Origin of the sequence: Sphingobium jiangsuense (assembly GCF_014196495.1) — a bacterium.
Lineage (GTDB): Bacteria > Pseudomonadota > Alphaproteobacteria > Sphingomonadales > Sphingomonadaceae > Sphingobium > Sphingobium jiangsuense.
Genome location: NZ_JACIDT010000017.1, coordinates 45,643 through 65,061 on the forward strand (window position 1 = coordinate 45,643; position 19,419 = coordinate 65,061).

Genomic DNA, 19,419 nt, shown 5'->3' on the forward strand with positions numbered 1-19,419 from the left:
GACGGGGCGGGACTTCGGCCCCACCGTCACCCCGCGCAGGCTGGGGGCTGCGGCCATGCCGTGCAACATCTCCCTGAGATGCCAGCCTGCGCTGGCATGACGCGAGAGGGGCGGTTCGGGTGGTCAGTGCCCCTTCCCCACCGTTCGGGCTGAGCTTGTCGAAGCCCTGTCCTTCTTAGCCCAGGAAAGGCGGCCGTTGGGCTCCGGGTGAACGGAGTTTACCCTGCGGCTTCATTGGAAAATGGCCGTAACCCGCGATTCAACCGCAAGGGAAAAAGGGCTAATGAAAAATCAACACCCACCCGCTAGGGTCCTCCGCGACCTAAATCCGCCCGTCCCTTCCACAGCATCACAGGCCGCCATGCCCATCCGACAGTTCTTCCCGTCCCTCCGCCCGCTGCACTGGGCGTTGCTGGCGGTGCTGATCGGTTGCGCGCTGTTGCCCGTCATCGCCGCGCCCATTCCCGGCCTTGCCGACCTGCCCAACCATATCGCCCGCCATCATGTGTTCTTCCATCATGGCGAGGACGGGCCGCTGGACCGCTATTTCGACGTCGAATGGCGGTGGATCGGCAATCTGGGCGTGGACCTGCCGGTGCTGGGCCTGATGCACTGGATGGATGCGGAGAGCGCGACGCGGATTGTCGTCGCCTGCATCGCGCCGCTGATGGTGCTGGCGCTGCTCGCCCTCTCGCGCGCCGCCCATGGCCGTATCAGCGCCAGCGCGATGCTGGCGATGCCGGTGATCTACCACCATGCCTATATGTACGGCTTCGTCAATTACAGCCTCAGCGTCGCGCTGGGCCTGCTGCTGTTCGCGCTGTGGCTGGCGCGGCCACCGGAAGGTTGGCGCGGCGCGCTGCTCTATATGCTGCTGTCGCTGGCGGTGTGGACCGCCCATATGGGAGGATGGAGCATAATGTGCGTGGCGGCGGGCTTTGCCGAGCTGATCCGCCTGCGTTCCCCGCGCGATATCGTGGGCGCGGCGCGGCGCCTGTGGCCGCTGGCGACGCCGATCGTCCCGCTGCTGCTGTGGCGGGGCGAGCCGACCGGCGCGCCGCTCTATATCTGGACCGACCAGAATATCTTCTGGGCCAAGATCCTCAATTTCATCACGGTGATGAAGGGCTGGTCGCGCGAGGCCGACCTCGCGATGACAGGCGCGATCGGCCTGCTGGCGCTGCTCGCCCTGTTCTGGGCGGGCCGCCGCCGGCTCGATCCGCGCCTTGCCGCCGCCGGGGTGGGCGTGTGCCTGATGGCGACTCTGATGCCGACCACGATGCTGGGCAGCTGGGGCGCGGATTTCCGCGTCGCGCCCGCCGGGGTGATACTGCTGCTCCTCTCCATCTCGCCTGCCGCCGACCCGCGCCGGGAAAGGCTGGTCTTCGCCGCCGGGCTGCTGCTGTTCGTGGTCCGCTCGGTCGGCATCGCGGCGAGCTGGCACCGGGCGAGCGCGGTGCTGGAACGGCGGCTCGACACGATGCTGGAGGCGGTGCCGCAGGGCAGCCGCATGGGCTTCATCGCCGTGCAGTCGGATTGCGATTATCCGTGGGTGCTGAACCCGGATCGCAAGCTGCCGGGCCTTGCCATCGCCCGTCGCGACGTCTTTACCAATACCATGTTCAAGGTGGACGGCGCCGACCTGATGACGATCCGCGATCCCCGCGACAGGGCGGTCTGGTATGACCTGTCGGAGGATGTGCTGCCGCTCTGCCCCGTCAACGCGATCGACTATCCGGGCCTGCGCCAGCGTACCGAGGAGATGGCACGGGACCGGTTCGATCGCATCTGGATCTGGGGCGCGCCCGCCGATCGCATCCCGATCCCGCCCGGCTATCGCCTGCTGCGCGCCAGCGGCGAGGATGTGATGATCGGCCGGTGACCGGACAGGAGAAAACCATGGCTTTTCAGCAAAGGCACCCCGCATGACCCTTCGCCTCTTTCTGCTTATCCTCGCGAGCGTCAGCCTGTCCGCGCTGGCACAGCTGGCGCTCAAGATCGGCACCGGCAGCGCCGCCGCCGCACGGGCGAACGGGCTTGGCGGCGAGATGGGCGGGCTGCTGCAATCGCCGATGGTGTTCGTCGGGCTGGGCCTTTATGGCCTCGGCGCGCTGCTCTGGCTGTTCGTGCTGGGCCGGGCGCCGCTGTCGCTGGCCTATCCGTTCGTCGGCATCGGCTTCATCCTGACGATGCTGGCGGGCGTGCTCTACCTCAACGAAGGGGTGAGCGCGGCGCGGGTGGCGGGCACGCTGATGATCGCGCTGGGCTGTGTGTTGGTGGCGCGGTCGGCGTGAGAGAAAGACTGTTTTGGTGCTTGCCAAGCTGTTTCGAAAGGACTGGCTTGGGTGAGAGGCGGACGTTCGCCTTTACCGTCACCCCAGCGAAGGCTGGGGTCGTAAGCGATGTGGCGCGCCGCCTCAGCAGATGCCAGCCTTCGCTGGCATGACGCGACAGGATGTCCGCTTCAGCCGCAACCCGCCATTCAACAGGCGCAGGGTTCCAAGAAAAAGGCCGGGAACCACCGCCCCGGCCCGATCCCGCTTCCGCTCAGCCCAATTCCTCAGGCCAGTACAGCCGCATCGGATTGGTGACGAGCAGCTTCTGCTGCAATTCCGCCGTCGGCGCGATGCGCGGGATCATGTCGACCAGCGCGCCGTCGTCGGGAATGGCGTTCTGCATATTGGGATGCGGCCAGTCGGTGCCCCACAGCACACGGTCCTGATAATCCGCCACCAGCGGCGCGACCGCGCGGGCGAAATCGTCCCATGGCGGCCCTTTCGGTTCTTCCAGCCGATCCGGGCAGGTCACCTTGGTCCAGATGTCCTCGCGCGAATCGAGCAGCGCACGGAACGCCTTCATGTCCGCGCCGTCCGGCCCCTGCGTCACGTCCGGGCGGCCCATATGGTCGACCACGATCAGCGTCGGGATGGCGTCGAGGAACGGGCGCAGTTCTTCAAGGATATCCGCCTCGAAATAGATGACGACATGCCAGCCCAGCCCTTTGATCCGCCGCGCCACTTCAAGGAACTTGTCCTTGGGCGCGTCATCGACGAGGCGCTTGAGGAAATTGAAGCGCACGCCGCGAATGCCGCCTTCGTGCAGCCTTTCCAGTTCCGCGTCGGAAATCGCCGGATCGACCACGGCGACGCCGCGCGCCTTGCCGTTCGACTTCGCGATACCGTTCAACGTCGCCGCATTGTCGGTGCCGTGGCAACTCGCCTGCACGATGACATTGCGCGAAAAGCCGAGATGATCGCGCAGCGCGAACAGCATGTCCGGCCCGGCGTCTCCGGGAAGATATTTCGCCTTGGCGCTGAACGGAAACTCCGCCATCGGCCCGAACACATGGCAATGCGCGTCCACCGCTCCGGGCGGCGGGGTATAGGCGGGTTTCGACGGGCTGGCATGCCAGCTTATGATACGGTCCTGCGTCTCGCTCATGTCAGAAAACCTCTCCATCCATCAATTTGCGCGCGGTGCGCAGCAGTGCGGCGGTCTTGACCTGCCCGGCCTCGTCCAGTTCCATCACGCAGGTCATCTCGCCGGTCGGATGCTCGACCGAGAGCGTCTTGCGCCGCCCTTCGGGGATCGAGGCCACCTCTGCGGCGGGCGATCCCTCGATCAGACAGGCGGTGGCGACGCTGACCGCGCCCAGCACGCCGACCGACGCATGGGCGCGATGCGGGATGAAGCTGCGCACGGTGACGGCCCCGCCCTCGCGCGGCGGGGCGACCAGCATCATCTTGGGCACCGATTTTTCCCTGACGTCGCCAAGGTTCATCCGCTCGCCCACGGCGAGGCGGATCGCCTCGATCCTCGCCTTGAGGTCGGCGGCATTGTCCAGTTCCTCGCGGCTTTCATAGCCGGTGACGCCGACATCCTGCGCCTTCATCACGACACAGGGCATGCCGTTGTCGATCAGCGTGACGCGCACGCCGTTCACCTCGTCAAAGGCGTTGCCGGTGGGCAGCAGCGCGCCGCAGGACGACCCGGCGGTGTCGCGGAATTCCAGCGGCACCGGCGCATGGCTGCCCGGTACGCCGTCGATGCGTGCGTCGCCCGCATAGGTGACCTTGCCGCCCGGCGTGCACACGGTCGCGACCGCGATCTGGCCGGTATTCTCCATGAAGATGGTGACTTTCGTCTCGCCGTCCTGCGCGGCGACCAGCCCGCGCTCGATCGCGAAGGGGCCGATTCCGGCGAGGATATTGCCGCAATTCTGCGCATCGGTGACGATCGCCTGATCGACGAACACCTGGAGGAAGAGATAATCGACATCGACGCCCTCGCGCGCCGATTTGCCGACCACCGCGACCTTGCTGGTCAGCGGATCGGCGCCGCCCATGCCGTCGATCTGGCGCGGATCGGGCGAACCCATGATGCGCAGCAGCAGCGCGTCGCGCGCGGCGGTGTCGGCGGGCAGGTCGTCCTTCAGGAAATAGCCGCCCTTCGACGTGCCGCCCCGCATCCACATGACGCGGGTGCCTGCCGCGTTGGATAAATCAGACATATTTCAGCCCCATCTGCTCCAGCTTGCCGCGCATGTCGTAAATGTCGAGGCCGAGTTCGCCGGCGGCGAGGCGCTGGCGCTTGGCTTCCTCATTGGCCTCGCGCGCCTGCGCCTTTTCGAGCACGGCGGCGGCATCGGCGCGGGGCACGACGCACACACCGTCATCGTCCGCGATCACCACGTCGCCCGGATTGATCAGCGCATTGGCGCACACCACCGGCACGTTGACCGAGCCGAGCGTCGCCTTGACCGTGCCCTGCGCATGCACCGCCTTCGACCAGACCGGGAAGTTCATCTGCGTCAGGTCGCGTACATCGCGCACGCCCGCATCGATGATGAGGCCGCGGCAACCGCGCGCCTGCGCCGAGGTCGCCAGCAGGTCGCCGAAATAGCCGTCGGTGCAGGGGCTGGTCGGCGCCAGCACGATCACGTCGCCGTCCTGCAACTGCTCGATCGCGACATGCACCATCCAGTTGTCGCCCGGAGGGGCCGAGATGGTGACGGCGCTGCCCGCAATCCGCGCACCCGCATAGATGGGGCGCATATGCGGGGCCATCAGACCGGTGCGGCCCTGCGCCTCATGCACGGTGGCAACGCCGCACCGCGCCAGCCCGTCGATGACCGCCTTATCCGCGCGTTCGATGTTGGTGACGACGACTCCGGCCATGGCAAAAATCCTCCAGCTATAAATCCCGATTGGGCGCCTAATGTGATGAGGCGCCGGAATCAGGCAAATGCAAAAGGGTGCGCTGTTCATAAACTTTTGCTAAGTCTGGTTCATGAATGCTGAGCAATTGAATATCCGCCACCTGCATGCGCTGAGCGCGGTCGTCTCCTGCGGCGGGATCACCGCGGCGGCGCGGCTCGTCAATCTGACGCAGCCCGCGATCACGCAGGGCATCGCCAAGCTGGAGCGGCAACTGGGCATGCGCCTGTTCGATCGTCGCCCCGGCGGAATGGAGCCGACCGAGGCCGCGCTGATCCTCGCCCGCCGCGCCGACACCGCGCTGCGCCTGATCGGCAACAACCGGGCGACGGCAGCGCAGATCCGCGCCTTCATCGCGCTGGCGCGTGCCGGCAGCTATGCCGGGGCGTCGGCCGCCACCGGCCTTGCCGAGGCATCGCTGCACCGGGCGGTGAGCGACCTGTCGCTCGCCATGGGGGTGAAGCTCGCCGACCGGCGCGGGCGCGGCGTGGCGCTGACCCCGCGCGGCATGGCGATCGCCCGCAATTTCCGGCTGGCGATGAACGAAATCCACTCCGCTATGGCGGAGCTCGCCGCGCTGGAAGGGCGGGAAACCGGGCGCATCACCATCGGCGCCATGCCGCTGTCGCGCGCGCGCATATTGCCGTCGGCCATCACCCGCTTCCACGACCTCTATCCGCAGGTGGACATCACCGTCGTCGAAGGGTCGCACAGCGAACTGGTCGGCCCGCTGCGCGACGGCGAGATCGACCTGATGATCGGCGCGCTGCGCGCCGACGGGCCGGACGACGCGCTGGTCCAGCAGAAGCTGTTCGACGATCATCCGATCGTCATCGCCCGCAACGGCCATCCGCTCGCCGGGGCGGGGCCGGTCGAGGTGGAAACGCTGATGCGCTATCCCTGGATCATGGCCGGGGCGGACACGCCGCTGCGCAGACTATGGGAACAGATGTTCACCACCCTGTCCCGCGCGCCGCCGCATGTGCCGATCGAATGCGGATCGGTGATGACCATCCGCCAGATATTGCTGAACGGCGATTTCCTCACCCTCCTCTCCCCCGATCAGGTGGAGCTGGAGCTGAAGGCGGGCTGGCTCGTGGCGATCGGCCCGCTGCCCTACGCGATCAGCCGGTCGATCGGCGTGACCCAGCGCGAGGGCTGGCACCCGACGCCGATGCAGTCCCGCTTCCTCGCCATATTGGCGGAAGAAGCGTCGCGGATGGACGAGGACGGCTGATCGAACGATCCACTCTTCGTATAATCTAATGCCCTGTTCCGTGAATTGATTGGCGTTCCGGGGTTCGCGAAACCATAAGGTTCGCATCATGAACGGAACAGTCGCACTTATCGGATTTGGCGAGGCCGGGCGCACCTTCGCGGGCGCGGGGCATTGGGGCGCTTCCGCCAAGGCCCATGACCTCCTCATCGGCGAGGCGGAGATGGACGCCGCGATCGCGCAGGCGGGCGTAGCCCCTTGCGCGACGCTGGCCGACGCGCTGGACGGCGCGCCGCTGGTGCTCTCGCTGGTGACGGCCGATCAGGCCCCGCTGGTCGCGCAGGAAGCCGCGAAGCTGATCGCGCCCGGCACCCTCTATTGCGACATGAACAGCGTCGCCCCCCAGACCAAGCAGGAGGCCGCGCGGGCGATCGAGGCGGCGGGCGCGCATTATGTCGACGTCGCGGTGATGGCCCCGGTCAATCCGGCGCGGCTCTCCGTGCCGCTGCTGCTTGCCGGCGAACGGGCGGAGCAGGCGCGGACGCTGCTGGAGGCGCTGGGCTTCGCCAATACGCGCATCGTCGGTGGCGAGGTCGGCCGCGCCTCGGCGATCAAGATGATCCGCTCGGTCATGGTCAAGGGCATGGAGGCGCTGACCGCCGAATGCATGCTCGCCGCGCAGCAGGCGGGCGTGCTGGACGAGGTATTGTCCTCGCTCGACGCCAGCGAAAAGCCCAGGCCGTGGGAAGAGCGGGCCGACTATAATCTCGACCGCATGATGATCCACGGCCAGCGCCGCGCCGCCGAGATGGAAGAGGTGGTCAAGACATTGGAGGGCCTCGGCACCGGCGCCGCGATGACGCGGGGCACGGTGCAGCGCCAGCGGGCCATCGGCGCGCTTGGCCTCAAGCAGCCGGAAACCGGCCTCGCCGGCAAGATCGAACAAGTGAACAGGAAGGGAGGGATGCAGACAGCATGACCCTGATTATCGATTGCCACGGTCATTACACCGTATTGCCCAAGGGCCACGACGCCTGGCGCGAAGAGCAGAAGGCCGCGTTCAAGGCCGGGACGCCCTGCCCGCCTTACCCCGAGATTTCCGACGACGAAATCCGCGAGACGATCGAGGCGAACCAGCTTCGCCTGATCAAGGAACGCGGCGCCGACCTCACCATCTTCTCGCCCCGCGCCTCGGCGATGGCGCCGCATGTCGGCGACGAGGCGGTGGCGAAGGAATGGGCGATGCGCTGCAACGACCTGATCGCGCGCGTCGTCGGCCTGTTCCCCGAAACCTTCGTCGGCGTGTGCATGCTGCCGCAGTCGCCCAAGGCCGACATGACCAACAGCATCACCGAGCTGGAACGCTGCGTCACCGAACTGGGCTTCATCGGCTGCAACCTCAACCCCGATCCGGGCGGCGGCCATTTCACCCATCCGCCGCTGACCGACCGCTACTGGTACCCCTTCTACGAGAAGATGGTGGAGCTGGACGTCCCGGCGATGATCCATGTGTCGGGCAGTTGCAACCCGGCGATGCACGCGACCGGCGGCTATTATATCGCGGCCGACACCGTCGCCTTCATGCAGCTTCTCGAAGGCGATCTGTTCAAGGATTTCCCGACGCTGCGCTTCATCATCCCGCATGGCGGCGGCGCGGTGCCCTATCATTGGGGCCGCTACCGGGGCCTGGCCGACATGCTGAAGAAGCCGTCGCTCGACACCCATTTGATGAACAACATCTTCTTCGACACCTGCGTCTATCACCAGCCGGGCATCGACCTGCTGGCCGACGTGATCGAGAACAAGAACATCCTGTTCGGGTCTGAAATGGTGGGCGCGGTGCGGGGGATCGACCCGACGACCGGCCATTATTTCGACGATACCAAGCGCTATATCGACGCGCTCGACATCAGCGCGGAAGAAAGGCACGCGATCTTCGAAGGCAATGCCCGCCGCGTGTTCCCGCGCCTCGACGCGAAACTCAAGGAGAGGGGTTTATGAGTCAGGACACTTCCGGCGGCAAGGTACAGGATATTCACGAATATCTTGCCGAATTCGACGACATTCCCGGCACCCGCGTCTTCATCGCGAAGCGCGCGCGGCAGGGCTATCACATGAACCAGTTCGCGATGAGCCTGATGAAGGCCGAAAATCGCGAGCGGTTCAAGGCCGACGAACGCGCCTATCTGGACGAATGGCCGATGACCGAGGAACAGAAGCAGGCCATTCTCGACCGCGACTACAACCGCGCGCTGGACCTGGGCGGCAACGTCTATTTCCTTTCCAAGCTGTTCTCGACCGACGGGATCAGCTTTGCCGAGGCGGTTTCGACCATGACCGACATGAACTTCGAGGATTATACCAAGATGATGGTCGCCGGGGGCCGCTCGCCCGAAGGCGCCCGCTCGCTCAAGGCCAACGCCGCGCAAGGCGGCGATACTGACAAGGGAGGCCGCTGATATGGCACGCATTACCGCAGGCGTCGCGTCGAGCCATGTGCCGTTGCTGGGCGTCGCATCCGACTTCGGCAAGGACCAGGACGATTATTTCCGGCCCATCTTCGCGGGCTATGAATGGACCCGCGAATGGGAAAAGGCCGAAAAGCCGGATGTCATCATCCTCGTCTACAACGATCACGCCTCCGCTTTCGACATGAAGGTCATTCCGACCTTCGCCATCGGCTGCGCGGACCGCTACGGCATTTGCGACGAAGGCTGGGGCCCGCGCCCGGTGCCGGAGGTGGAGGGCCATGCGGACCTCGCCTGGCACATCGCGCAGAGCCTGATCCTCGACGAATTCGACATGACCATCATCAACGAGATGGACGTCGACCACGGCCTGACCGTGCCGCTGTCGATGATGTTCGGCAAGCCCGAAAAATGGCCGTGCAAGGTCGTGCCGCTGGCCGTCAACGTCGTCACCTATCCGCCGCCGTCGGGCAACCGCTGCTGGGCGCTGGGCGAGGCGATCAAGAGGGCGGTCGAGAGCTTCCCCGAGGATCTCAACGTGCAGATCTGGGGCACGGGCGGCATGAGCCACCAGTTGCAGGGGCCGCGCGCGGGCCTCATCAACAAGGAATGGGACAATATGTTCCTCGACGGCCTGATCGGCGACACCGACAAGCTGCGCTACATCCCGCATGTCGAATATCTGCGCGAAACCGGCAGCGAGGGCATCGAGATGGTGATGTGGCTCATCATGCGCGGCGCGCTCGGCAAGCGGACCCGTGCGCTGCACCGCCATTATCATGTGCCGTGCAGCAACACCGCGATCGGCCATCTCGTCCTGCGCCCCGACAATGGCGAAGGCTATGACATGACCGGCGACATACCCGACAGCGTCGCGGCCGAATAGCAGACGCTCCCCCTCTTCCGCCCCCTTGCTGCACAGGGGGGCGGAAGTCCTGTCTTGAAGGACTTCCCTCTTTCGCCCGCTCGCCCGCTTCCGGGCGGCGGCAAACCAACCCTCCCCCCGCGCAGGCGGGCAGAAGCAAAGGAGAAACCCATGAAAATCGCTCTCGTTGGCGGCGGTGCCTTTGGCGAAAAGCATCTCGACGGCCTGAAGAACATCGACGGCGTCGAAGTCGTCGCGCTGTGCGGCCGCCGCCAGGAACCGACCGAGGAAATGGCCGCGAAATATGGCGTGGGCTTCGCCACCACCGATTATGACGCCGTGCTGGCGCGCGAGGATGTCGACGCGGTGATCCTCTGCACCCCGACCCAGATGCACGCCGAGCAGGCGATCAAGGCGATGGACGCGGGCAAGCATGTAGAGGTCGAGATTCCGCTGGCCGACAGCTGGGCGGATTCGCAGGCGGTGCTCGCCAAGCAGCAGGAAACCGGCCTCGTCTGCATGGTCGGCCACACCCGCCGCTTCAACCCCTCGCACCAGTGGGTGCACAACCGGATCAAGGCGGGCGAGCTGAACGTCCAGCAGATGGACGTTCAGACCTATTTCTTCCGCCGCAAGAACATGAACGCCAAGGGCGAGGCGCGCAGCTGGACCGACCATCTGCTCTGGCACCATGCCGCCCACACCGTCGACCTGTTCGCCTATCAGGCGGGCAAGATCGTCGCCGCCAATGCGGTGCAGGGGCCGATCCACCCGGAACTGGGCATCGCGATGGACATGTCGATCCAGCTGAAGAGCGAAAGCGGCGCGATCTGCACCCTGTCGCTGTCGTTCAACAATGACGGTCCGCTCGGCACGTTTTTCCGCTATATCTGCGACAACGGCACCTATATAGCCCGTTACGACGATCTGGTGAACGGCAAGGAGGAACCTGTCGACGTGAGCAAGGTTGACGTCAGCATGAACGGCATCGAATTGCAGGATCGCGAGTTCATCGCCGCCATCCGCGAAGGGCGCGAGCCGAACAGCTCGGTCGCGCAGGTGCTCGATTGCTATCGCGTGCTGGGCGAGCTGGAGGTTCAGCTCGAAAAGGCGGGCGCATGATCGGCCCGCGCGCCATCGGGGGCCGGGCGGTCAAGCCGGTCGGCCTCGGCTGCATGAACCTCAGCCATGCCTATGGCTATCCCCTGTCGAAGGAGGATGGCGCGCGGCTGCTCGACCGGGCGCTGGACCTCGGCTACGACCATCTGGACACCGCCCGGCTCTACGGCCTGGGCAAGAATGAGGAACTGATCGGCGAGACGCTGAAAGGGCGGCGCAACCAGTTCTACCTCGCGTCCAAGATGGGCATCATCATCGACGGCGCCGCGCGCCGCATCGATTGCCGGCCGGAGGTGATCCGCGCCGAGGTGGAAAAGAGCCTGAAGCTGCTCCAGACCGATTTCATCGATCTCTACTATCTCCACCGCTACGACCCGAAGGTGCCGATCGAGGAATCGGTCGGCGCGCTGGGCAATCTGGTGAAGGAAGGCAAGATCGGCGGTGCGGGCCTTTCGGAAATGAGCGAGGCGACGCTGCGCAGGGCGCATGCGGCCTACCCCGTCACCGCGTTGCAGAACGAATATTCGCTCTGGACCCGCAATGTGGAGATAGGATCGCTGGAGGCCTGCCGCGAACTGGGCGTGGCGCTGGTCGCCTTCTCCCCGGTCGCGCGCGGCGCGCTGGGCGGGGAGTTGCGCGATCCGGCGACCCTGCCGAAGGACGACCTGCGGCTCACCCATCCGCGCTTCAATGCGGAAAACTGGCCGAAGAACCTGAAGCTGATCGACGCCTTCAACGCGCTGGCGGCGGAAGCGGGCGTGGAGCCTGCGCAGCTCTCGCTCGCCTGGGTGCTCTCACGCGGCGATCATGTCCATGTCATCCCCGGCACGACCAGTCTCGACCATCTGGAAGAGAATCTGAACACGCTGGGCGTCAGCATCGGTCAGGATATCCTGGACCGCGCCGACGCGCTGATCAACCAGCGGACCGTATCGGGCCACCGCTATCCCGAAGGCATGCGCAAGACCATCGACACCGAGGAATTCGCCGAGGCCGCCTGATCGGAGGCATGATTTTCACAAAAAGGCCCGCCCTGTCATTGTGATGGGGCGGGCCTTTTCCGTGCGATCGCATCCTGAGACGGACATTTTATCGTCATGCCAGCGCAGGCTGGGCTCTCAGGCCATGTCGCGCATCGCCTCCTGGGATGCCAGCCTGCGCTGGCATGACGTGACGGGAGAGCCGAAAACCAGCCCTCCCCTCCGTCTCAGAACTTCACGCTCCACGATGCGGAGACGCTCGTGCCCAGCTTGTAGAGGTTGTAATAGATGCGGTTGGCGCCGCTTTCCTGATATTCGCGGAACTTGCGCCCGGTCAGGTTGCGCGCCTCCAGCTTCAGCTCGCTGTCGATGCCGCCGAGGCGGATGCCCTGCCGCATCACGAAATCCAGGTTGAAGCCGGGATGCTCGTAGATATCCGGCGTGCCGCCCGGTCCCCTGCTCGTCACGCGCTTGCTCGCATAGGTGAGGAGCAGCGTCTGCTGCGACAGGCTGTCCGTATCCTCCAGCCCCAGTTGCAGGTTCACCAGATGGTCCGACTGGCCGGTCAGCGGGTCGCCGTCGGTGAAATAGTTGGTCGCGGCGACATCCCCCACCTGATAGATCGACACCAGATCGTCGGCGCCGACCCGGATTTTCGAGCGGGTATAGGTATAGTTCGCCACCAGCACCGCCCTGCGGCTGACGAAGAAGCCGCCGTCCGACAGCCCGTCGAGCGGGAAATATTTCTGCAACTCCACCTCGGCGCCGTAGAGGCGGGCCTCCGGCGCATTGGCATAGCCGGTGATCGGATCGTTGCCCGACTGGATCGACACATAGGCTTCGATCGGATTGTCGATCTTCTTGTAGAAGCCGGCGAGCGAGAAGCGCTGATCGCGCGCGAAATACCATTCGAACCGCGCCTCGCCATTATAGAGCACGCTGTCGCGCAGCGTGGGGTTGCCCAGATAGGTGCGGTTGGTTTCCGGGTCGTAGAAGCTCTGGTTCAGCAGCTCCCGGAATTGCGGGCGGGCGATGGTCTTGGATCCGCTGGCACGCAGCTGCATGTCCGGCGCGACCTCATAGGTGATGGTGATCGCGGGCAGCCAGTAATCCTTCTTCAACAGGGTCGATCCGCCCTGATTGATGCTGGTGTTGAACACGCGGGTCGGTTCGACCGACTGCATCGCCCGTTCGTACCGCACACCCGCGGTCACGTTCAGCCCCTCGACCAGATCGGCCTGAACCTGCCCGTAGCCCGCGTCGATGTTCAGCTTCGCGGTGAAGGACGGGTCGCTTTCCGTCGTTTCGATGAGGCCGATGTCATAATGGTTGACGACGGCGGGCTGGAGCAGGAAATCCGGCCGCCACAGGCCGATGCCGTCGACGAAATCGTCGCCGGGGTTGAACTGGAATTCCCGGCGCGAGGAGATGCGCTTGGTGTCGGACAGCGCATAGCCCGCCGACAGGACGACCGAGGGCGCGACCTCATAGCTGAAATCCGCGCCGAACGAGTAGAGATTCTCGTTCAGGTCGGAAAAGGCCGCGACCGCCTTGCCCCGCTGGCGGTCGAGCAGGTTGATATAATAGGCGCCATAAGGATCGGCCGCCTGATTGGTCCGCACATATTCGAAATCCAGCTCATAGGGCGCCTCGCGCTGCGAATTGGCATAGGCGGCGCGCAGGTCGACATTGAGGCCGGATATCTCGAACTCGCCGACGAGCTGGGTGTCGAACAACTGCCGTTCGTACCAGGCGGTCGACTGGTCCATATAGTCGGCGCCCAGGATGCTGTTGTTCTTGACGCCATGGGCGAGGCTCGCCTGCTTCAGCGTGTCGCGCACATAAAGGTTGGTCCAGCGGATGCTGTTGTCGCCGAATTCCACGCCCAGCCCCAGCAGGCCGTTCACCACGATCCGGTTGTCGGTCATCACCTTGGTGAAGGCCGTGTCCACGGTGGAGAGGTCCGCGCTCTGGGCGGTCTGCTGCGTGATCTCGCGCGTGCGCCATTTGTTGCTGTAGCCGAAGGAGGCGATGACGCCCATTTCCGCGCCGCCCAGATCGAACCGTGTGCCGCCGGTCAGCTCTGCGGAGAAATTCGCCGGGATATTGTCGTTCCGCTGCACCACGGCGTTGCGGCCGGTGACGAGCCCGCTCGCGATCGCGACCGAATCAACGTCGCCGATGCGCTCGCCGCTGGCGAAAAAGGCCTTCAGCGCGGGCGTGTAATCACGGTTGCCGTTGTCGAAGCCGGTCCAGTCGGTGCTGCTGCCATAATAGGTATAGCCCATCTGGCCGGTCGTTTCGCTGTCCAGCCCGACCCCGCCCTTGACCGTCACGAAGCTTTCGGTCGGGATGGTCTTGGTGGTGAGGTTGATGACGCCGCCGCCGAATTCGCCGGGGAAGTTCACCGAATAGCTTTTCTGCACCAGCGACGAGGCGACCACGTTGGTCGGGAACAGGTCGAGCGGGACGACGCGCCGGAGCGGCTCGGGGCTGGGCAGCGGCGAGCCGTTGAGCAGCGCGGAGGAATAGCGATCGCCCAGGCCGCGCACATAGACGAAGCCGTTGCCCATCACGCTGAGGCCGGTCACGCGGCTGAGCGCGCCTGCGATATCGCCTTCGCCGGTGCGCTGGATATCCGCCGTGGTCAGCACGGAAACCACGGCGGGCGCGGCCTGCTGCACATTGTCGGAACGGCGGCCCGTCACGATGATCGCGCCGGGAATGGAAATATCCCTGCCCTGCTGGTCTGCCTCGGCATCAGCCATGGCGGCGGCATCGGGCGCATCCGGCGCCGCCGCAGCGGCGGCGGGCATGGCGACCGCGTCGTCAGGCCGTGCGGGGGCAGGCTCCGCGAGCGCAGCGGCATGGGCCATGGAAACAGGCGCGGCAAGCGCAGACGAAAGCAGCAGAAGGCGCGCGAAACGGATCGGCGATGCCATGAATTTTCCCCATATATTCGTTTGGAAAGGAGGCGAGGCGCGGCCTGATGCCCCGCCTCGCCCCTGCATTCGTCCCGGATCAGGCCGTCGGCAGCGACGTGCAGGCAGATCCGCTGCCGAAGCCGGCGGTGGCGCTGTCGCAGGTCCAGCCTTTGTACCAGGTGTCGTTGGCGTCCTTCACCGCGCCGATATAGTCGGTCTTGGCGAGGGCCGAACCGAGCGTGCTGGCGTCGAAGGCGGGGATGGCGGTTTCCTTCGCGCCGTTGACGAACAGGTTCGCCAGGCTGGCGGTGAAGGCCGCGTTGTTGTTGGTGCCCGCCTCGAAGATCGTCCGCGTCTGGGCGGCGGTGACGCCCGAACCGTCGATGATCGCCGCCGAGCCGCCGCACTGCATCACGACCGAATGGAACACCGGCGGGCCCTGCTCGTCCGTGCCGCTGGTCTGCACCGTCTTGGCATTGCGCAGTTGGAGGCAGGGCTGGTTGGGCGCGACCACCACGCCGTTCACCAGCGTCGCATCCATGCCGCCGCGCATCATGATCGCCGCGCCGTTGCCGGCAACGGCATTGGTGACGAAGGTGAAGTTGGCGAGGCGGAAATGGGTGCGCGGCGTGTCGTTGTCGACGGTGTTGTCGCTATCGCCCTCGATCATGCTGTCGGCGACATTGGCCCGCTGCACCGCGATGACATATTGCGCGAACGCCTTGGCGCCGGTGTCGATATCCAGCGAATCGTCCTCCGCGCCGGTGATGACGATGTGCTTGAGCACCGGCTGGCCGCCGAACATCTCGATGCCGTCGTCGGAGCTGTTGTGGATCTGGATATATTCCATCTTGGTGCCGGTGCCGACGCCCGACGGGGTCAGGCCCTGCAATTCCTTGTCCGCCGAGAGGACATAGCCCGAATAGCGGATCTGCACATATTTCAGCTCGCCGCTGCTGTCGTTGTTGGTGACGCCGCCATAATAGGCGGGCGCGGCGGCGCCTTCGGTGTTGCGATAGCAGGCGGTGGTGCCGGGCGTGGCGCTGGTCGCCTCGCAATCCGTCACCTGCGCGCGGCCGAGCAGCACGACGCCGCCCCACTGGCCCGACGAATTGTCGGAGTTGGAGCCGCTGATATTCTGCTGGCTGGTGAAGATGATCGGCTTGTCCGCCTCGCCCACCGCCATCAGCTTGTTGCCGCGATTGACCGCGAGCCAGGAAATCGCCTTGCCGTAGAGGATCACGCCGGGCTGGATGGTGAGCGTGACGCTCTTTTCCCCGCTGGTCGGCGTCGCGCCCAGATCGTCGCCCACATCGACGCGCCCGGCCAGTTCATAGAGCAGGCCGCTGATCTTGGGCAGGGTGGTGCTGGTGGTGATCTTGGCGGGCAGCGTGCAGACGCGCCAGGTGCCGGTCGGTCCGGTGATCGTGCCGCTGTCGGTCAGCGGAACCTCGATGGTGGGACAGCCGCCCGCCGCCTCGACCGTGCCGGTGCCGGGCGTCGGAGTCGGGCTGGGCGTCGGCGAGGGGTTGTTGATCGTGATATCGCCGCCGCTGCCGGGCGAAGCCACGTCATCCGCGCCGCAAGCGCTCAACGCGGCGACGGCGCAGCCCGCCAGCAGGAATTTCGCTATATTCGACTTCATCATCATGGTGTTCTCCGCTCCGGCTATGGCCGGCTCATCTTCGGGAAGCGGAGCGCAGCAGAGACAATCATCTGTTCCCCCTGACGCCCTCGGCGCGAGCCAATAGGCGCGGGAAATGACGCCGTGATTTCGGGATAATTGCAGTTTTGTGAAATGAAAATCCTTTTTGTGACAATTGGATGACAGCGCGGGTCGTCCTGCACGGCGGATGCGCAAAGAGGCGCCACGGCCCTTGGGCGCGTGGACGAAAGCGATAGCGGAAAAGAAAAGGAAAGTGCCGGAGGTTCTGTTGCCCGGCCCTCCGGCGGCCGCTGTAACCCTTCTGTTGCCCGGCGGGTCCAACCGCGTTCTATTTGGGTAATGTCAGGCCGCGAGGCCCTCAATTACGCAGCAAGAGCAAGTGCTTCGTTGTCGTTGGCACTTATAGGTTTTGAGCCTTGAACGGGTTACTCAGCCCGAGCGAAAACATCGTCTTTCAATACACGTCGATCCTGGTTCGGCCCCGTCAGAGCATCCGGCCCCATTCGAAGCCGGATGTTATGGTGGAGCCGCCGGGTACTGCCCCCGGGTCCGCTGCATCTATTACACGACATATTTTATCGCCATAGTCGGCCGAAACCGACATCCTCCATATAGGGTGGCCGCGCCGATATGAAAAGAGGCGAGACATATCTGTTCCGCCTCCTTTTCCTTTCCCCTTGTAGCGGACTCAGTCGCCATCCTCCGCCACCGGATCGGTCCCATTGTCGGACGGCGGGGCGGCATTGTCGACCGCGCGGGCGGCGGCCGCGATCATGACATTGGCCTTTTCCTCCAGTTCATCGGCCCTGGCGTCGAACATTCCGGCTTCCGGGGCGGAGGCATTGGCGCCCGCCGCCTCGCCCGCGCCGCCGCAGCCGCCACCGAGCAGCGAGAGGGAGAGCGCGCAGATCGACAAAAAGCGCGCCCTTGCGGCCATCGCCCGCCTCATTCCTTTCTGGTCAGCGAATCGCGGATATCGCGCAGCAGCAGCACTTCCTCCGACGGCGCGGCGTCCTCCACCGCAGGCTTGGCCGCCAGGCGATTCACCATGCGGATCATCAGGAAGATGATGAACGCCAGAATGAGGAAGTTGATGACGACGGTGATGAACTCGCCCCAGCCGAACAGCGCGACGCCCGCCGCCTTCAGATCCTGATAGCTGTCGGGCGAGCCCTTGAAGCCCGCCGGTATCTCGCCCAGCCGGATGAAATAGTTGGAAAAATCGATCCCGCCGAAAATGAAGCCCACCACCGGCATGATGAGATCGTCGGTAAGGGATTTGGTGATGGTCGCGAAGGCGCCGCCGATGATGACGCCGACCGCCAGGTCCATCACATTGCCGCGCGCGATGAATTCCCGGAATTCGGATGCTATGGACATGCTTATTTCCTCCTTGGCCACGCATTTCGTGCCTGTCTTGCACGGACGCCCGCCCCTGTCCAGTTGCATAGGCAGGCGCGCGCCGCTAGCCTGCCGCCTCTATCAGGATGAGGATGATCTCCATGATTCCGACCCTTTCCCTTCGTTCCCCGCTCCGCCCTGTGCCCCGCCCTTCCCTTCGCTTGCTGCTGGCGGCCTTGTGCGTTTTCGCCTTGTCGGCCTGCGGCATCAACAGCGTCCCCACCGCCGAGGAGGCCGCCAAGGCGCGCTGGGCCGATGTGGAGGCGCAATATCAGCGCCGGGCGGATCTGGTCGGCAATCTGGTGGCGACCGTCAAGGGCGCGGCCCGGCACGAGCAGGAAACGCTGACGCAGGTGACGGAGGCCCGCGCGCGGGCGACATCGGTGCAGGTCAGCGCCGACGACCTCGGCGACCCGGCCAAGGTCGCCCAGTTCGCGCAGGCGCAGGGCGCGCTCAGCCAGTCGCTCGGCCGCCTGCTCGCGACGGTCGAGGCCTATCCCGACCTCAAGGCCAACCAGAATTTCCTCGACCTGCAATCGCAGCTGGAAGGGACGGAAAACCGCATCTCCACCGCGATCATCAAATATAATGAGGCGGTGCAGAGCTATAACACGCTGGTCCGCACCTTCCCCTCGATGATCGGCGCCACGGTGCGCGGGGCCAAGCCGATGACGCCCTACAAGGCGACCGCGACCAATGCGCAGGAAGCCCCGAAGGTCGATTTCGGCGGGTGACGGGCTGGATGCGGCACCCCTCGCCATGACGGCCCGACGCTCTTCCGCCCCGCGCGCGCTGTGGATGGCGCTGCTGGCGCTGGCGTGCCTTTTCGCCGCACCGGCGGCGCTGCACGCGCAGAGCTTTCCCGCGCTGACGGGCCGGGTGGTCGATGCCGCCGACCTGCTCACTCCGGCGCAGGAAAGCGCGATCGACGCGAAGCTGGCCGAACTGGAAAAGCAGAGCCGGCGGCAGCTGGTGGTCGCCACCATTCCCGATCTGGGGGGCTATGACATCGCCGATTACGGCTTCCGGCTCGGCGATCATTGGGGCATTGGCGACAAGGAGCGGGACGACGGCGCGCTGCTGATCGTCGCGCCGAAGGAGCGCAAGGTCAGGATAGAGGTCGGCTATGGCCTCGAAGGCGTGCTGACCGACGCGCTGTCCGCGCGCATCATCCGCAACAGCATCGTCCCCCGTTTCCGCGACAACGACTTTCCCGGCGGGATAGAGGCCGGGGTGGACGCGATCGTCCGCCTGCTCCTGCTGCCGCCCGATGAGGCGCGCAAGGCCGCCGAGCAGGCGCAGCGGGAGGAGAAATCGTCCGGCGGCGGCGAGATGCTCTTCATCATCTTCTTCATCCTGCTGTTCTTCGTGCTGCCGATGTTCCTCGGGCGGCGCGGCGGGCGCGCCTATCGCCGGGGCATCGCGCCGGTCATCCTCTGGGGGCCGGGTCTTGGCGGCGGCTGGGGCGGCAGGGGATCCGGCGGCGGCGGATGGTCGGGCGGAGGCGGCTTTTCCGGCGGCGGGGGCGGTTTCGGCGGCGGCGGCGCATCGGGGGGCTGGTAGG

At 65.5% G+C, this 19,419-nt stretch carries 18 protein-coding genes and 1 other RNA gene; 11 read left to right on the forward strand and 8 right to left on the reverse strand.

The window, feature by feature from the left end:
• Positions 1-361: 361 nt before the first annotated feature.
• Together GGR43_RS18390 and GGR43_RS18395 are read left to right on the forward strand one after the other, a co-directional pair.
• Positions 362-1,882 carry a hypothetical protein gene (locus GGR43_RS18390; RefSeq protein WP_188073395.1) on the forward strand — a complete coding sequence of 507 codons (1,521 nt, stop codon included), beginning with the start codon at positions 362-364 and terminating at the stop codon, positions 1,880-1,882.
• Positions 1,883-1,925: 43 nt separating this feature from the next.
• Positions 1,926-2,294, forward strand: coding sequence for a small multi-drug resistant family protein (locus GGR43_RS18395; protein ID WP_188073396.1), 369 nt, complete (start codon positions 1,926-1,928; stop codon positions 2,292-2,294).
• A 253-nt stretch (positions 2,295-2,547) separates the two neighbouring features.
• Here GGR43_RS18395 and GGR43_RS18400 read toward each other — a convergent pair whose 3' ends face one another.
• The 3 genes from GGR43_RS18400 to ligK are packed head-to-tail and all read right to left on the reverse strand — an operon-like array spanning position 2,548 to position 5,177.
• Entirely contained in the window at positions 2,548-3,441 is an 894-nt protein-coding gene (locus GGR43_RS18400; RefSeq protein WP_188073397.1) for an amidohydrolase family protein, read from the reverse strand.
• A 1-nt stretch (position 3,442) separates the two neighbouring features.
• Entirely contained in the window at positions 3,443-4,510 is a 1,068-nt protein-coding gene (locus GGR43_RS18405; protein WP_188073398.1) for a 4-oxalomesaconate tautomerase, read from the reverse strand.
• Positions 4,503-5,177, reverse strand: coding sequence for a 4-carboxy-4-hydroxy-2-oxoadipate aldolase/oxaloacetate decarboxylase (gene ligK / locus GGR43_RS18410; RefSeq protein WP_188073399.1), 675 nt, complete (start codon positions 5,175-5,177; stop codon positions 4,503-4,505). The genes GGR43_RS18405 and ligK overlap by 8 nt, the downstream gene beginning before the upstream one ends.
• A 112-nt stretch (positions 5,178-5,289) precedes the next feature.
• Between ligK and GGR43_RS18415 the strand changes: the two genes are divergently transcribed.
• The 7 genes from GGR43_RS18415 to GGR43_RS18445 all read left to right on the forward strand — a co-directional run bounded on the left by GGR43_RS18415 (position 5,290) and on the right by GGR43_RS18445 (position 11,885).
• Entirely contained in the window at positions 5,290-6,453 is a 1,164-nt protein-coding gene (locus GGR43_RS18415) for a LysR family transcriptional regulator (protein ID WP_188073400.1), read from the forward strand.
• Positions 6,454-6,541: 88 nt separating this feature from the next.
• Positions 6,542-7,411 (forward strand): NAD(P)-dependent oxidoreductase, encoded by an 870-nt coding sequence (locus GGR43_RS18420; protein WP_188073401.1) that lies wholly within the window; start codon positions 6,542-6,544, stop codon positions 7,409-7,411.
• Positions 7,408-8,433: an amidohydrolase family protein gene (locus tag GGR43_RS18425; protein ID WP_188073402.1), complete on the forward strand. Its 1,026-nt coding sequence runs from the start codon at positions 7,408-7,410 to the stop codon at positions 8,431-8,433. Before GGR43_RS18420 ends, GGR43_RS18425 begins: the two co-directional genes overlap by 4 nt.
• Complete coding sequence (gene ligA / locus GGR43_RS18430; RefSeq protein ID WP_188073403.1) at positions 8,430-8,891, forward strand: protocatechuate 4,5-dioxygenase subunit alpha; 462 nt, start codon at positions 8,430-8,432, stop codon at positions 8,889-8,891. The genes GGR43_RS18425 and ligA overlap by 4 nt, the downstream gene beginning before the upstream one ends.
• 1 nt (position 8,892) lies before the next feature.
• Complete coding sequence (locus GGR43_RS18435; RefSeq protein WP_188073404.1) at positions 8,893-9,786, forward strand: class III extradiol dioxygenase subunit beta; 894 nt, start codon at positions 8,893-8,895, stop codon at positions 9,784-9,786.
• A 150-nt stretch (positions 9,787-9,936) separates the two neighbouring features.
• Positions 9,937-10,887 (forward strand): Gfo/Idh/MocA family oxidoreductase, encoded by a 951-nt coding sequence (locus GGR43_RS18440; RefSeq protein WP_188073405.1) that lies wholly within the window; start codon positions 9,937-9,939, stop codon positions 10,885-10,887.
• Positions 10,884-11,885, forward strand: coding sequence for an aldo/keto reductase (locus GGR43_RS18445; RefSeq protein ID WP_188073406.1), 1,002 nt, complete (start codon positions 10,884-10,886; stop codon positions 11,883-11,885). Before GGR43_RS18440 ends, GGR43_RS18445 begins: the two co-directional genes overlap by 4 nt.
• 206 nt (positions 11,886-12,091) lie before the next feature.
• Here the strand turns inward: GGR43_RS18445 and GGR43_RS18450 are convergent, their stop codons facing one another.
• From GGR43_RS18450 to mscL, 5 genes are all read right to left on the reverse strand, one after another.
• Positions 12,092-14,806 carry a TonB-dependent receptor domain-containing protein gene (locus GGR43_RS18450; protein WP_188073407.1) on the reverse strand — a complete coding sequence of 905 codons (2,715 nt, stop codon included), beginning with the start codon at positions 14,804-14,806 and terminating at the stop codon, positions 12,092-12,094.
• Positions 14,807-14,885: 79 nt separating this feature from the next.
• Positions 14,886-16,439: a hypothetical protein gene (locus GGR43_RS18455; protein WP_188073408.1), complete on the reverse strand. Its 1,554-nt coding sequence runs from the start codon at positions 16,437-16,439 to the stop codon at positions 14,886-14,888.
• 304 nt (positions 16,440-16,743) lie between these two features.
• Positions 16,744-17,095, reverse strand: a transfer-messenger RNA (tmRNA) gene (gene ssrA / locus GGR43_RS18460).
• A 47-nt stretch (positions 17,096-17,142) separates the two neighbouring features.
• Positions 17,143-17,391, reverse strand: coding sequence for a hypothetical protein (locus GGR43_RS18465; RefSeq protein WP_188073409.1), 249 nt, complete (start codon positions 17,389-17,391; stop codon positions 17,143-17,145).
• Positions 17,392-17,399: 8 nt separating this feature from the next.
• Positions 17,400-17,834, reverse strand: a complete 435-nt coding sequence (gene mscL / locus GGR43_RS18470; RefSeq protein WP_188073410.1) for a large conductance mechanosensitive channel protein MscL — start codon at positions 17,832-17,834, stop codon at positions 17,400-17,402.
• Between the two features lie 122 nt (positions 17,835-17,956).
• Between mscL and GGR43_RS18475 the strand changes: the two genes are divergently transcribed.
• Positions 17,957-18,589 carry a LemA family protein gene (locus GGR43_RS18475; RefSeq protein WP_188073411.1) on the forward strand — a complete coding sequence of 211 codons (633 nt, stop codon included), beginning with the start codon at positions 17,957-17,959 and terminating at the stop codon, positions 18,587-18,589.
• Positions 18,590-18,614: 25 nt separating this feature from the next.
• Positions 18,615-19,418, forward strand: a complete 804-nt coding sequence (locus tag GGR43_RS18480) for a TPM domain-containing protein (RefSeq protein WP_425502248.1) — start codon at positions 18,615-18,617, stop codon at positions 19,416-19,418.
• The last annotated feature ends 1 nt before the right edge of the window (position 19,419 follow it).